Raw genomic sequence first — 14,844 nt, forward strand, 5'->3', positions numbered from 1 at the left:
TGTATCCGTTGCTATTTTTACCTTTACCTCTATGAAGAAAAAGCACTTCGTTGCCGCTATAGGCATATTCTCTGCCTTATTTCTCTGCTCTTTCAAACCTAGTCAGTATGAAATTGCCGTGCTCAAGTACCGTGGAGGTGGGGATTGGTATGCCAATCCAACAGCCCTTACCAACTTGATAGAATTCTGTTCAAATGAGTTATCGATAGATTTGAATAAATCTTATCAAACCGTAGAGGCCGGATCTCAAGACCTATTCAACTACCCGTTCGTGCACATGACGGGTCACGGCAACGTTGAGTGGAACAATCAAGAGCGAGAAAACTTGCGAAATTGGCTGAATGCTGGTGGCTTTCTCCACATCGATGACAATTATGGAATGGACAAGTACGTCCGCATTCAACTACAGCAACTTTTTCCCAACAACGAATTGCGTGAAATTGCCGCAGATCATCCCATTTTCCACCAACCTTTCGACCTACCTGAAGGATTGCCTAAAGTTCACGAACACGATGGTGGATCCCCGCAAGCCTTTGGTATTTTCATTGAAGGTCGACTGGCAGTCTTCTATTCCTTTGAAAGTGATTTGGGCGATGGATGGGAAGATCCTGAAGTGCATAACGACCCTGCTCCCCTTCGACAAAAAGCGCTGAAAATGGGTGCGAATTTGATATCTTACGCTTTTAACGGTGCAGTCTATGTTCAAAACCACTGAGCTCGTAAAATCGGTATTTCAACTCCTCTTTTGGGCGGCCATCGCTTGGCTGGTATATACCGTAAGAGGAATGCTGGTCTACCTTGTGGTTGGAGCCATTCTAACCGTGATGGGTAAGCCCATTGTTCGAAACCTACACAAGCTCCAAATTGGTAAATTCCGTTTGCCCCTTTGGATTTGCTCCATTCTTACCATCATCATTTTTGCAGGCATTATAGTTGGAGGAGCTTCTCTTCTCATACCAGAATTGGTGAGTGAAATCACTATGCTTTCCAAAATCGATTACAACTCGGTTTTCAAGCATTTTGAGGGAAGCATCACTTCGGTACAAACGCTGATGCAGGATTGGAATATTTTGCCAGAAGTCTCTGAATCTGATTTGCGAGAATCCCTGGCGGAAATATTCAACCTACACACCATTCGTTCCACTTTTGGAACTTTGGTTGGCGGACTAGGCAATGTTGGAATTGCAATCTTCTCTATCATTTTCATCCTCTTCTTTTTCTTAAAAGAGGAACGCTTGGCAGATGCGTTCATCGAGAATTTTGTGAACGCGAAATACACGAAAAGTGTAGAATCAGTTATCCCAAAGGTGAAGAAAACTCTCACACGTTACTTCATCGGTTTAACCATTCAATTGTCGGTTATCTTCACATTGGTCTACCTTGGTCTAAGTTTGATAGGAATCGAAAATGCGGTGGTCATTGCACTATTTGCAGCCACGATGAATGTCATTCCTTACATCGGACCCATTATTGGAATTGGTTTCGGACTTGTGCTTGGCTTAGGACAAGAGTTGGCCATTGATCCTAGTATAGATATCCTACTGACTTCTGGAAAGATTCTGATGGTGTTTATCATTATCCAATTGTTGGACAACATCGTATCCCAACCACTGATCTTTTCAAACAGCATCAACGCACACCCACTCGAAATATTCATTGTGATTTCCATTGCAGGAACATTAGCAGGAATTGCGGGAATGGTGATTGCTGTGCCTCTTTACTCCGTACTCAGAATCATTGCTAAGGAATCTAAAGTGAATGTAAAGTTCATTGAGACCTTAAGTAAAAACGCCTAGAATGCTGCCATTCTCACCGGATGAACTCCGTGACTTCATTCAGAAGAACGAACACACACGTCCTGCGGATATCATTCTAAGAGTGAAAGCTGAAGATCGAGAGAAGACAAAATCGCTCATTGAACAGATGGATGCCAGAAAACGCCTGGCCGACAAAGTTCCAGAATGGGCTGAACGGTTTGACCTCTTTCTTCCTCCTGCTTCAAACTTGGCTCAGGCCAGCAATACAGAAACAGCGGAATACAAAGCACAAGACGTCATTGGCAGGCTGTTAGACCTCACCGCTGGTTCGGGGATCGATGGTTGGAAAATGGGAGGGAAAGCAGATACTTTCACTGCTGTTGACCCCAATTCAGAATTGGCCAAACGCACGTCGTACAACCTACAAACTCTCGGCATTCCCCACGAATTTCACATCTGTACCGCCGAAGAGTTTGTCGCAAGTTGCACGGAAAAATACGATTGGATTTACCTCGACCCTTCCCGAAAAACAGAAGGCGGCTCTAAAGCGGTCGCTCTACACCGAATGCTTCCAGACGTGCCAAGCATTTGGAAGCAAATCCATGAAATTGCAACGCATGTGAAGATGAAACTCTCCCCTCTCTTCGATTTGCGAGTTATAGAATTGGAACTTCCCTACGTCTATAAAATTGAAGTCTTGGCCAAAAAAGGAGAAGTCAAAGAGATTGTCACTACTTCTTCCAAAACTAATTCCACCGACCTTTCCATTACGGCTGCAGAATTGGCCCATGGTAGAGAGTGGTCATATACCGCAAAAAGAAGTGACCTCGGAGAAAAACCAGAACAAGCTAAGAGTTGGGGAAAATATTTATACGATCCATCTGCTGCCTTGAATAAGGCCGGATTATCGGATCACTACGCATATAAACACGGATTGTGTCGCGTTATGAATAACGTCCCACTCTACACGCATTCCGAGCTGTTGCCAGCGTATCCGGGAAGAATATTTGAAATCATTGAAACGGGTAAGCCATTCAAATTAAAGAACCTACCCAAACGATTGAGCATTGTAACGCGTAATTACTTCGACAAACCAGAGATGATTCGCAAACGACTAAAAGCCGGTGAGAGCGACGATGATTTTTTGTTCGCCGTCTCAGAAAATCGGAAAAATGCCGTTTTCATTTACGCGACGAAAGTGGTCTGAAACACAAACAAATGGTACGCTCATTGTATAGCAGGCAGCTAAATGACAAATCCATCGTACATTAGTTATAATGCGTAAGTTCTATTTACTCTTATTTGTTTTGATGACCCCGCTCGTTTTGAGTGCACAGTTCCGTGCCTCGAACTTGAGTCCGCATGCTGCTTTTGAATGGAACAAAGGGCAGTGGGAAGAAGACTTCGACTTCAAACTAAAACTCAAAGCGGGTGCTCTCTTTTTTGAAGATGGAGGGTACAGCGCACGAATTCAAAACCCAGATCAGCTTGAGCGCATATTGGACCATTCTCATGGTGAAGAAGATCATCATGGTCCACTTGTTCCATTCGAGAAGATACAAGAGGTGGCCTATCGAGTTCAATACATCAACGCCAACTCAGATGCGGTAAAACAAGGCTCTTACCCTTTTCATCATTATACGAACTATTTCATTGGCAACGATCCTAACAAGTGGGCTGCTAATGTTCCATTATATGGAGTAGTCACGTATGCGGATTTTTATCCCAATACCGACTATCGACTCTACTCTTCTGACGATCACTTCAAATACGACTTTGTTGTAAAACCGGGAGGAGACCCTTCACAAATCCAATGGAGAGTTGAGGGTACAACCATGGAATTGGTGGGTGATCAACTTCATTACAAGGCTCCTTTTGGAGATATTGAAGAATGGAAACCTGTAGCCTATCAAGAAATCAACGGAAACCTCATTAACGTTGAAGTCGAGTTCTCATTGTCGACAGACGGAATTGCGTCCTTCACATTAGGCGAATACGATCCTTCCTATGAATTGGTCATTGACCCCGTTATTGTTTTTGCCACGTTCTCAGGCTCTTCGGCCGACAATTGGGGATTCACCGCAACTTACGGCCCTGATGGAAGCTTGTACGGTGGTGGTATCACCTTTGGAGTAGGATATCCAACCAATACAGGTTCATTTGACCCGTCGTTCAACAACGGCCCAATCAGCGGTGCCTCCTACACGGACGCTACTATTTCAAAGTACTCTTCAGATGGCAAAACACTGGTCTATGCCACCTATCTGGGAGGAGCCGAATGTGATCAACCGCACTCCATGATTGTAAATAGTGCTAACCAGTTGGTAGTTTTCGGACTTACAGGCTCTAACGATTTCCCTACGAATGCCAATTCGGCCCAATCCACTTTTGGAGGCGGACCTGTTACCTATCCCTTCAAACAACAGGACGCGAACAATTATCACTTTCGCTTCCCAATTGGAACCGATGCATACATTGCAATTTTAAGTGCCAACGGACAAAACTTGGTGGGATCCTCCTATATCGGTGGATCGGGAAGAGATGCAGCCAACACCCGAATTCAACGAAACTACGGCGATGCCAGTCGTGGGGAAGTCGTATTAGATGCCAACGACAATATCTACATCGTCACCTCTACTCAGAGCGCCGACTATCCTTTGGTGAACTCTACCATTGGAGGAAATGCTGGAGGAGCCGATGTGGGGATTACTAAACTCAGCCCAAATGCCAACACTTTCCTGTGGAGCACCATGTATGGAGGCCCTGGTGACGATCAAGGGTATGGCATCAAAGTAGCGAATAACGGAGATGTTTACTTTACTGGTGGTACAACCAGCACTGGACTCCCGGGTTCTGCAAACGGATACAACCCAACGTACAACGGGGGAACAGATGGTTTTTTAGCTCGATTCGATGCCTCGGCAAATATTCAAAGCGCGACATACCTCGGGACAAGTTCTTATGACCAGAGCTTCTTTGTAGATATCGATAAGAACAATGCGATTTACGTCTTTGGTCAAACGCTGGGAAACTACCCTATCACGCAAGGAACATGGACCTTTGGCAACAGCCGACTCTTTATTCACAAGTTTAACCCATCCCTCACAACTACCATTTTTAGCACCGCCTTTGGATCTACCAACGGTGGAATGAGTTTAGTGCCAACGGCCTTTAATGTAGACGACTGTTTGAATATCCTCTTGAGTGGTTGGGGTGGAGTAGTCAATAGAAGCACAGGATTCTTGGGTGGAAGTACAGGTGGTTTGCCCATAACTGCCGATGCCGCACAAGCGAGCACAGATGGCAGTGATTTCTATTTTATGTCACTCAGTTACAATGCAACCGCACTGAGCTATTCCACCTACTTTGGGGGAAGTAACAACGAACACGTAGATGGTGGTACGAGTCGCTTTTCTCCAGACGGACAGATCTACCAAGCAGTTTGTGCAGGTTGTAACGGAAGTAATGATTTTCCGGTCACCCCAGGAGCCTACAGTACCACCAATCGAAGTAGCAACTGTAATCTGGGGAATGTGAAGTTCGACTTTGAAGTAAGCATTGAAGCAGCTGCTGACGTAGACTACGATTCCGATGTAGATACCATATGCAACACGCTCGAAGTTCAATTCACCAACGGCAGTAGAAATGCCAATGTCTACGAGTGGGATTTTGGAAATGGACAAACCTCTACCGCTCGAGAGCCCAACGTGAGCTACACCAATTTTGGAACGTACAACGTCCGTCTAATTGCCATAGATACCATTTGTGACATTAGTGATACAGCCTACTTGAGTATTTCACACACCCAGGGAATTGATCCATTGGCCGACTTCGACGTAAGTTACACTGTGTGTGATCAATCGCGAACCGTCCAGCTGCAAAACAATAGTCGCCGGGCCACCAATTACATTTGGGATTTTGGCAATGGAACGCGTCAGTTTACCCCCTCTCCTACTACATATTCCTATCCGGCTGAAGGTAGATATACCATCACCTTAATCGCTCAAGACACAGTTTGTGACAAAGCCGATACCGCTACCGTTGTGGTGAATTTCAACACCAATATCCCCGCACCTATCGTGCATATCACACCGAGCTCCTGCGACAATGGAAAGTTCGATGTTTGGTACGAAAACGACTCATCCTATTACCGTTACAAATGGGAATGGGAAGATGGCACGATTGAATACGCCAAGTTCCCAAAAGGGAAAGTGCCGCGTTCAGGGGTACAGGTCGTAAAACTCACCATCATTGATGATGTCTGTAATCAGAAGTTCGACTATTCGTTCACCTTGGATATTACGAGAATCGACAATAGAATTTACATTCCAAACGCCTTCTCTCCTAATGGAGACGGAATAAATGACGTACTTCTCTTAAAGGGAAATACATGTTTGGAAAATACCAAGTTCACCATCTTTAATAGATGGGGTCAAGAGGTTTTTGAAACCACGCAACCCTTTGCAGAATTCTGGTCGGGAAATTTCAGCGATGGCAACATCAAGGAAGACACGTATACATATGTCTTTATCTCCGAAGATGGAACGAAAGTAGGCTATGTAACCGTTCTTCCATAGCTGGAATTACCGTTTGCTTACTATCTTGCCTCAAATTTAGAACCCATAGATATGGCAGACTTAATCAAGAATCTATTGGCCGGGAACCGCAAGTTTGTTGAGGAAACAAACGCGAAACACCCTGAACTTTTCAAAGAATTAGCTGAAGGACAAAGTCCTGAATTTCTTTGGATTGGTTGTGCCGATAGCCGTGTTCCTGCTACAGAAATCACTGATACTACACCTGGCTCCATCTTCGTTCATCGAAATATTGCCAATATGGTTGTGCATTCAGATGCCAACATGTTGTCGGTTGTATTTTACGCTGTAAAAGTGCTAAAAGTGAAACACATCATTGTATGTGGTCACTACGGTTGTGGCGGTGTAAAAGCAGCCATGGGTAACGATAGTATCGGATTCATTGATGGTTGGTTGAACCACATCAAAGACGTAAAACGTCTTCACAAAAATGAACTTGCTAAGCTCAATGAAGCAGATCAGTTCAGACGTTTTGTTGAACTGAACGTTATGGAGCAAGTCCAAAATATGGCCAGAATTCCATTTATCCAGGAAAGTTGGAATGAGGGTGAATACCCGTACATCCACGGTTGGGTATACGACGTAGCTGATGGCTTGATTCGAGATATGGATTGTACCGTATCTAGTGGCGCAGATCTCGATGAAATGTTTGTCTACAATAACGACTAAGCGAAGGAGAGCAATAGCTCTCCTTTTTTTTTGCTCTTAGAAAGGTCATCTCCTCTACTTTCCAAATTCAGACAATAAGTGGAACTTTGCAGCCATAATCCGCACGAATTGAGCCACTACTTTCGAAAGTTTGAGAAATCTGTGGAAGGCATTGAACTACCCGAGCAGTTCACCTTTCCCTTCTATTACAAGCCACATCCGCTTGTACAGTTAGCTGTAGAACAACTGCAAGCCGACCTATCTTCTCGCGAGCTTAATCACAACTTCGGACTAGACACAAACGCCGCAGGAACCGCCATCGGTAAAATGTTCGGTGTTCTTGTTGTGAAATCACAGAGTGGCGAATTGGGATTTCTGGCTGCATTCTCTGGCAAGATGGCTGATAGCAATCACCACAAAGGTTTTGTGCCTCCCGTTTATGATATGCTCGATGCCAGCGGGTACTTCAAAACAGGCGAAAAGTCCATTCACGAACTAACGGTGAAGCTCGAAAAGCTGGAAAACTCTCCTGAACTCGCAGAAGCTCGAAAATTCTTGCGTACACAAGTGGAGAAAGCGGAGGAGGATATCGAGCGTCTAAAGCGTGAAATCAAAGAGGGAAAAGCTCGCAGAAAACAAAGGAGAAAAGAAGCAGAGCAAACGCTCGCTGAAGATGAATTCACCACACTGGTACAAGAGCTTTCAGAAGAGAGCATGGTGGAACAGTACACGCTCAAAGATGCCAAACGCTACTGGGAATACAAGCGCACGGAAGCACAAGCGAACCTAAATAAATATACGGCCGAAATAGAAGCGATCAAGGAGCAACGCAGAGAAAAGTCGGCACTACTCCAACAGCGACTATTTAGTGATTACACTTTTCTAAACGCCAAGTTGGAATCCCGAAGCCTGCTCTCGATTTTTGAAGAAAAGGAACAAGTTCCTGTGGCGGGCGCAGGTGAATGTTCGGCTCCAAAACTCTTGCACTACGCATTCGCGAATGGATTCACTCCCATTGCAATGGGTGAATTTTGGTGGGGAGCTTCACCAAAATCAGAGGTTCGAAATCACAAACAATTCTACCCTGCCTGCCGAAGCAAATGTGAACCGATATTAGGACACATGCTACGCGGCTTGGACGTGGAGGAAAACCCAATGCTCAAAACGCCGGAAAACATCCTAGATATTGAGATTGTCTACGAAGACACATATCTGGTGGTGGTTAACAAACCCGCCGATTTCTTGAGCGTTCCAGGTAAAAGCGTTTACGATTCCGTTTATACCCGTATGGAGGCCAGATACCCACAAGCGACGGGACCGTTATTGGTACACCGTCTGGACATGTCTACATCTGGACTTCTGCTAGTCGCCAAGACGAAAAAAGTACATAAAAAGCTTCAATCTCAATTCCTTAAGCGAACCATTTCCAAGCGATATGAGGCCCTGTTAGAAGGCACACTTTCGCGCGATTCTGGAGAAATTGAACTTCCATTGCGAGTAGACCTCGACAATCGTCCGCAGCAGTTGGTGTGCTATGAGCATGGCAAACCCGCACTGACCCGATGGGAAAAAGTGAGAGAAGAAAACGGTAGAACGCGGGTACACTTCTACCCCATTACCGGAAGAACCCATCAATTGCGAGTTCACGCTGCACACGTGAAAGGATTAAACACTCCCATTGTGGGCGATGATCTGTATGGCAAGCACGACAAACGACTCCATCTTCATGCGGCCTACCTAAAGTTTGTCCACCCTATTACAGACGAAGTAATTGAACTTCATGTACCCAGTGGGTTCTAATAAGAGCTTAACGCATTTCTACTCCTGGTTTTAACATCCTTTGTATCTTCAAGGGAATTAACCATTAGCTCTCTACCGAAGATGAAAACCGTACTCTTTCAGTTCGTTCTCTTTTCGATTTTACTTCTTCCAACCTCCTGTAGTGAGATGCTCACAAATAAAGATACCTTGAGAGATATATCCATTAAAACGGAACTATTCTCTCATCGTCAGTTCTTTGAATTAAGGCAGATAAATGCAAAGTTGATCGAAAAATTAGATCAGCCGCCCAGCCATGTGTTACAGCTTTTTAAAGAGATAGAAGACTCCCTTATGAATATCCAGCAGAGTCTGATTGAACATTGCGGAGGTATTCACCCAAAGACAGGTTCATATATGCATTTACCCGCTATTGCTCATGTTAACCACTATTTCTACCGAGACGATCTGAACCAAAATCAAAGAATTCATACATTCTTCCATTTGGTAGCCAAATTTGTCACATCCTATACCGAACTCAACCCCGAAAGTCCCTTTGGAGAAGAACTCCAATCCAAATTTGAATTTCTAAGCAATACAGCCGACATCGAGCCTACAGAACTTTTTTTAGATCTTCCTTTGGATCGAGCGATGCAAGTGATCCGTTCATTACAGATGAGCATTGAGCTCGAAAAAATGAGATACGTATTGTCGCTGCAGAATATAAATTGAGAACAGAAATGCGAAATTGTCTCCGTATCACTAGACCACTCGTAATATTACTTTTGCTAACAAGTCAAATTCTCTTAGGGCAGAAGCAATTACCATGGGTAACTGATGAAGAGATGTGTGAGATGTTGACAACCACATTTGAACGTTTTCATAAGAGTCACAAGGTAAAGTGGGTTTACTTCCAGCTCGCATCACACGATACCACGAGTTACTCTGTGGATTTTCCTCCACCTCCCCCTTTCTTAGGAAATTGTGGATATTCAGAGTTTGACAAATGAACGAAGAAGTAAAAATGTCATTCCAAGAACGAAGTCAACTGGAGCGTATCTATCAAACCAACATGAGAATCTTCTCCGTTTCTGTCTTTGGAGTTATTGTTGGAGGCTTTCTATTCTTCCTGCTCATTTCGAAAATACCAGCAGATTTTTTAGGGTATGATGACATCGACGGAACTTTGCTAAGTTCAATCGGCCCAACACTACCGTTGATCGTTACGGCTGTAATATGCCTGTATATCATCCTCGTATTGAACAATGAATGGAAGATTACGAAGTTAAAAGCCGATCTCAAGAGGGGGACTAAAATCGTGGCAAATTTAAAGGTGGATAGCATCTATCACATTCCACAAAAAGACCTCGAAGAGCTACAGAGCATTGGACATAAGTACACGAGTGAGCTGCGTTTTGAAGAGAACACGTTGAAGATTAATAACTATCCTTTCAATAAAATTACTCAGCCAGAATTCCTCAACGCTCAACAACTCTACCTCGAAAGAGCTCCTCACTCAATGCACGAATTCAAACGAATCGTCAAGTGTAGAGAATAAGATCTTGGACAACTAAATGGTTTCTCGACTGTCATCTTCTGGTCTTACCTCACCTTACTTCTATTTCGAACATATCCATTGCCCAGCCTCAATAAAACGAGTACTTTCGACGAGAATATCTTCTCCATAACAACGAAGCGTTTCTCATTCCCATTTTACCCAACACCACGATGAATTTAAGTTCTCTAAGTATTGAGTAGGTTAAAGAGTTTTGTGAACTGGTTTACTGGAAGTTAGCCCAACGATCGGACAAGCAACTTAGAAACGATCATTACAAAGAGTTCTATACGTCCTACTTCGACTTGGATGAGTCGTTTTACACGGGTAAAGCAATCATGGATATTGGCTGCGGGCCTCGTGGTTCCTTGGAGTGGGCAAATATGACCACAGAGAGAATCGGCTTAGATCCCCTAGCGGAAAAGTACCTCAAAATGGGAGCCAGCAAGCACAAGATGACCTATGTGAAGGCGTATGTTGAAGACATCCCTTTTGACGATAATCACTTTGATGTGATCTGCTCTTTCAACTCCCTAGATCACGTGAAGAACATCGAAGAGTCTTGCAAAGAGATTAAGCGCGTATTGAAACCCGGCGGACTATTCCTCTTGGTGGTTGACATTCACAAGTATCCCACTTTCACCGAACCTCAATGCTTGAATTGGAGCTTTCTGCAAGATCATTTCTCCGACTTCCATGTGCTTGAAGAGAAGCATCTCGAGAATGCCGTAAAGAGAAGAATTTACAGCAATCATAGAACAAACAAGGAGTTGGCGAAGGGATCTACTGAAAACGGCGTATTGATTGCGAAGATTCAAAAGCTAGATTAACTCTAGGTTTTCTCAGCTTACATCACACGTGAAATCATCATCGGTTGAGGATCGATGATGCAGCGCTCCCCTTCTAAATCGGGCATAAAGAATACTATTCCCCATTGAAAAGCATCAATAGACGATGTCACTTTGGGATGTGCCTTGATGTACTCCCAAGATTCTTCCATCCCCTTCGACCAATGAATGTCGTCGAATATCCAAACCGTATTATCATTCACTGTTGGAAGAAGTGCATCGAAATAGGCAATAGTGGCTTCCTTGGAGTGATTCCCATCAAAATAAATGAAATCAAGAGGTTCACGGATGGCCTCCTCTGTATTTAAATAGCTTGAAAACTCTGTGTTTACAAAGTGGATTCGTTCACTTTCAAAAGAGAATTCATCGCTTTCAAAAGCACCCCTTGGAACCGATTGGGTATTCGCACACCCTTCCAGTGTTTTCAATTGAGCCTTTGGATTCCCCATAGAAAGTGCAGATGTTGCCAAACCCAAGGATGTTCCAATTTCCAATATTCTAGAAGGCTGAAGATGACGAACAACTCGAAACAACAATTCAGCATTCTTGGCTGATATACCCGACGTTCTAGCCACCTTACTAATCTCTCGAATGTTGGAATCAAACACTTGAGATCCCGCACCAAAATCTACCATATCTACCGTCCCCTTGTGATTCAATAGGAACTTGCGATATTTCTTAAGCTCTTCGTATTCAACATACTTCGATTTATCGTAGAAACAAGTCGATACAAAATTTCGAATGAAATCAGATTTGATGTCCTTCAACTTTTGTGTTCTCGTTTGATACTTTACGTATGCCTTAACGTGGTAAAACATGGGCTTTTTGTCGGTTTGATAAACGGCATGCGAAGGTAGTGAAAATAGCAGGTGACCAAAGCGAAGGTTAGGTTGCTACACGAAGGCCAACTACACAATACCACTGCGAGTAACTATCTTTACTTTTCATGAAAAAGAAAAACCTCTTTCGCGCCCTTCTTTTCATCGGAACGGTCATCTCTCTCTTCTACGTCCCTTGGCCCATTCTAAAGGCGTGGTTACCTCCTCTTCCCTCCTCTGTTCAAGAGCAGGTGGATGATGCGGTAGATATGGGATTTGATGGCATTGTCGTTTATATAGAAGTGGCTGGGGAGGCTCCTGATGTGTATACCGCCGGCTTGCATAGTCGGCAGGATTCTATCCCCGCCAAACCTGAAGCACTCTTCAAATTAGCCAGTATTAGTAAGCTCTATCGTGCGTTGGCCTTTACTAAAATGGCAAGCCGTGGACTCTTGTCGATGGATGATAAGCTCACCGATTTCTTCCCCGAACTCAGTGGCCGAATTGAATTTGCCGATGAAATCACCGTGAAGATGCTTATCCAACACAGAAGTGGAATCCCGAATTATACCGATACGGAAGGATACTGGTTGCATCCCAAATCCTCCTCTGAAGAAAATTTAGCGCTAGTGCTCGATCTGCCCGCACAATTCCCACCGGATTCAGACTACGAATACTGCAACACCAACTACCTCTTGCTGGGCGAAATCATGGACAAAGTGCTCGGCCATCCTCATTCCAAATTCATTCAGAGTGAAATTCTAGCCCCACTTCAGTTAAATCACACCTACTTCTCATTAGAGGAAGTGGACATGGAAGACGTCATGAGTGGCTATCACGTGGGCTATAAAGAAGACCTCAAGTACAACCGAACAGGAATGATGGCGACTGCGGAAGACGTAGGTAAGTTCATCCGTGCGCTCAACAATGGAAAGGCATTTCAGGATGATGAAGAACGATCACTCTATTCATCCCTCTACCCAAAAGAACACACAGGACTTGTTCCAGGATTTCAAAGTATTGCTAAGTACATCCCTGAAATAGATGCTGTTGTGGTTCAATTCACCAGTACCACCAACTTTCATGGATACAACTGGAACTTGTCCGAGATCAGTTGGAATCGAATTGTTGACATCATTGAAGACCACCATGATAACTAACATGAATTCCTGCCATAACAACTTTACTTTACGATTTGCCACTCGCACGTTCCTATCAGTGATTGTTCTTTTCATCAGTCTGAGCAGCAAAGCCCAGCAAGTAGTGAATAAGGGCGATAGCTACTATGTGCTGGATTCCTCATTGACCGTGGTTTTACAGCAAGACACAGTCATCACTTTCAACAATGGAGAGGAAACTTTTTACGGAATCGTGTTACAGGAATATGTGCCAGACACCACCTTAGATTTATTTGATGAATCATGGCACTTTAAAGAAGATACCTTTCTCTCCTTCTCGCCCCCATTGTGGTATGAGATGAGATTGGATTATTCCGTTCCTATTTATGATACCCTTCGAGATCCCGATGACTTAAACGTCATTCTTTTTATTGATACAATTACATACCGAAAGGTTCATTATGGGGAACGCGTTGTCTTCCATCCTCATACTGTGGATGACGAAATAAACCGAATTGAACAATTGGCACTCCAACAGAATCTCATAGTAGAATCCATTCGTTTCAATCCACTGTATTCCATTGCTGCAGAGAGACCTTATCATGAAATGGAGATCAATGAGATGGTGAAAGCGCATTCCTTTGAAGTCATTTTTACTTTTGTGAAAGCGGATTACAAAATGAGATATCCAGTCCTCTTCGAAACTGAAAACCCTTAGATGATGAAATACGCCCTCTCTCTCGTAGTCGTTGCACTGCTCTTTGGGAAAACTTCACACGCTCTATACACCATAGAAGACAAGCTCTATTCCTGCTACAAAGATGCATTTATGGATATGGGGTTGGACATTGATTCTAGCACGACCGCATTTGAAACGGCACTAATAGAGGCTCATGTATTGATGAACAACAGTGGCGAAGCTTATCTCCGTTATTTCTCAACCCTTGCTGAAACAGGTGAGTTTCCCGAATACGAAGCCTCCGAATCGTTTATCTCGCCAAATCAATTGGCCACCCTCCATACGAGTCATGTTCGCTGTATTTATGCTTGTAAAGCGAGCGATAGTTCCACTTTCTATTCTTCCAAATTCTATGAGCTTCAGCACTCGCTTCAATCCATGGACTGGACAATGGATAGCATGGTATTCAAAATTGCCAGCAAGCATTTGAAGATTCTATCCACAAAGGATTTTGAGCATCCGTATTACAAGTTGCGCACATTGATCGCGATTTACAGAACTTCAGATATGGATAGAGGATTGTATCATCTACTTCCACGCAAGCCTAAGCGTCTCACTTCACTTCGAGAAGATCAAATTGCCCGCCTTCGGATAGATTCGGCAGATCGCATTTCATTAAATGGAAGATACATGGAAGGGTATGCACTACAAGTTGAGTTGAAGAATTTCATTGAAGCCCATCGTCGAGATCACCAGATTCAGCTAATCGCAGATCAAAAAACAACCTACTCGGCGTATATATTACTCACTGATCTCGTTCATGAAGTCTATCTTCAATTGCGCTCAGACCTTGCCTACTCTGAATTTGAGAAGCCCATAGAAGAATGCAGTAAAGAGGAGTTGGATTTTTTGAAGGAGCAGTTGCCCATGAATGTGCATGAAATGGATACTAAACTCTAAATTCCATAATATTCAATTGACTGAAACACTTGATGATTAAATCAAATTCATCCACTGTAATTCCCCGATTACTAGTGAATTCAAATCGCTAAATTCGCATCTGATATA

The 14,844-nt window shown here is 43.7% G+C and carries 13 protein-coding genes; 12 read left to right on the plus strand and 1 reads right to left on the minus strand.

What is annotated here, in order from left to right; genetic code table 11:
• Nucleotides 1-31: 31 nt before the first annotated feature.
• From F8C82_RS06030 to F8C82_RS06070, 9 genes are all read left to right on the plus strand, one after another.
• Complete coding sequence (locus F8C82_RS06030; RefSeq protein ID WP_151692648.1) at nt 32-715, plus strand: DUF4159 domain-containing protein; 684 nt, start codon at nt 32-34, stop codon at nt 713-715.
• A complete protein-coding gene (locus tag F8C82_RS06035) occupies nt 699-1,796 on the plus strand; it encodes an AI-2E family transporter (protein WP_151692649.1) in 1,098 nt (365 codons plus the stop codon). The genes F8C82_RS06030 and F8C82_RS06035 overlap by 17 nt, the downstream gene beginning before the upstream one ends.
• Nucleotide 1,797: 1 nt before the next feature.
• Nucleotides 1,798-2,964 carry a class I SAM-dependent methyltransferase gene (locus F8C82_RS06040; RefSeq protein WP_151692650.1) on the plus strand — a complete coding sequence of 389 codons (1,167 nt, stop codon included), beginning with the start codon at nt 1,798-1,800 and terminating at the stop codon, nt 2,962-2,964.
• 70 nt (nt 2,965-3,034) lie between these two features.
• A complete protein-coding gene (locus F8C82_RS06045; RefSeq protein ID WP_151692651.1) occupies nt 3,035-6,334 on the plus strand; it encodes a DUF7948 domain-containing protein in 3,300 nt (1,099 codons plus the stop codon).
• A gap of 51 nt (nt 6,335-6,385) precedes the next feature.
• Nucleotides 6,386-7,021: a carbonic anhydrase gene (locus tag F8C82_RS06050; RefSeq protein ID WP_151692652.1), complete on the plus strand. Its 636-nt coding sequence runs from the start codon at nt 6,386-6,388 to the stop codon at nt 7,019-7,021.
• 108 nt (nt 7,022-7,129) lie between these two features.
• On the plus strand, nt 7,130-8,800 hold the full coding sequence (locus F8C82_RS06055; protein ID WP_151692653.1) for an RluA family pseudouridine synthase: 1,671 nt from the start codon (nt 7,130-7,132) through the stop codon (nt 8,798-8,800).
• Nucleotides 8,801-8,881: 81 nt separating this feature from the next.
• Nucleotides 8,882-9,490, plus strand: coding sequence for a hypothetical protein (locus F8C82_RS06060; protein WP_151692654.1), 609 nt, complete (start codon nt 8,882-8,884; stop codon nt 9,488-9,490).
• 274 nt (nt 9,491-9,764) lie between these two features.
• Complete coding sequence (locus F8C82_RS06065; RefSeq protein WP_151692655.1) at nt 9,765-10,316, plus strand: hypothetical protein; 552 nt, start codon at nt 9,765-9,767, stop codon at nt 10,314-10,316.
• A 302-nt stretch (nt 10,317-10,618) separates the two neighbouring features.
• Nucleotides 10,619-11,143 (plus strand): class I SAM-dependent methyltransferase, encoded by a 525-nt coding sequence (locus tag F8C82_RS06070; protein WP_262714042.1) that lies wholly within the window; start codon nt 10,619-10,621, stop codon nt 11,141-11,143.
• Nucleotides 11,144-11,160: 17 nt separating this feature from the next.
• On the opposite strand, the gene F8C82_RS06075 is transcribed toward F8C82_RS06070, so the two are convergent.
• Nucleotides 11,161-11,979, minus strand: a complete 819-nt coding sequence (locus F8C82_RS06075) for an O-methyltransferase (protein ID WP_151692657.1) — start codon at nt 11,977-11,979, stop codon at nt 11,161-11,163.
• 128 nt (nt 11,980-12,107) lie between these two features.
• Between F8C82_RS06075 and F8C82_RS06080 the strand changes: the two genes are divergently transcribed.
• The 3 genes from F8C82_RS06080 to F8C82_RS06090 are packed head-to-tail and all read left to right on the plus strand — an operon-like array spanning nt 12,108 to nt 14,736.
• Nucleotides 12,108-13,139 carry a serine hydrolase domain-containing protein gene (locus F8C82_RS06080; RefSeq protein WP_151692658.1) on the plus strand — a complete coding sequence of 344 codons (1,032 nt, stop codon included), beginning with the start codon at nt 12,108-12,110 and terminating at the stop codon, nt 13,137-13,139.
• A 58-nt stretch (nt 13,140-13,197) separates the two neighbouring features.
• Nucleotides 13,198-13,815 carry a hypothetical protein gene (locus tag F8C82_RS06085; RefSeq protein WP_151692659.1) on the plus strand — a complete coding sequence of 206 codons (618 nt, stop codon included), beginning with the start codon at nt 13,198-13,200 and terminating at the stop codon, nt 13,813-13,815.
• Nucleotides 13,816-14,736 (plus strand): hypothetical protein, encoded by a 921-nt coding sequence (locus tag F8C82_RS06090; RefSeq protein WP_151692660.1) that lies wholly within the window; start codon nt 13,816-13,818, stop codon nt 14,734-14,736.
• The last annotated feature ends 108 nt before the right edge of the window (nt 14,737-14,844 follow it).

This window comes from Phaeocystidibacter marisrubri, from assembly GCF_008933165.1.
GTDB classification, from domain to species: domain Bacteria; phylum Bacteroidota; class Bacteroidia; order Flavobacteriales; family Schleiferiaceae; genus Phaeocystidibacter; species Phaeocystidibacter marisrubri.

Coding starts and splice junctions, on each gene's coding strand:
- F8C82_RS06030 (WP_151692648.1), top strand. CDS start 32: ATGAAGAAAAAGCACTTCGTTGCCGCTATAGGCATATTCTCTGCCTTA.
- F8C82_RS06035 (WP_151692649.1), top strand. CDS start 699: ATGTTCAAAACCACTGAGCTCGTAAAATCGGTATTTCAACTCCTCTTT.
- F8C82_RS06040 (WP_151692650.1), top strand. CDS start 1,798: ATGCTGCCATTCTCACCGGATGAACTCCGTGACTTCATTCAGAAGAAC.
- F8C82_RS06045 (WP_151692651.1), top strand. CDS start 3,035: ATGCGTAAGTTCTATTTACTCTTATTTGTTTTGATGACCCCGCTCGTT.
- F8C82_RS06050 (WP_151692652.1), top strand. CDS start 6,386: ATGGCAGACTTAATCAAGAATCTATTGGCCGGGAACCGCAAGTTTGTT.
- F8C82_RS06060 (WP_151692654.1), top strand. CDS start 8,882: ATGAAAACCGTACTCTTTCAGTTCGTTCTCTTTTCGATTTTACTTCTT.
- F8C82_RS06065 (WP_151692655.1), top strand. CDS start 9,765: ATGAACGAAGAAGTAAAAATGTCATTCCAAGAACGAAGTCAACTGGAG.
- F8C82_RS06075 (WP_151692657.1), bottom strand. CDS start 11,979: ATGTTTTACCACGTTAAGGCATACGTAAAGTATCAAACGAGAACACAA.
- F8C82_RS06080 (WP_151692658.1), top strand. CDS start 12,108: ATGAAAAAGAAAAACCTCTTTCGCGCCCTTCTTTTCATCGGAACGGTC.
- F8C82_RS06090 (WP_151692660.1), top strand. CDS start 13,816: ATGATGAAATACGCCCTCTCTCTCGTAGTCGTTGCACTGCTCTTTGGG.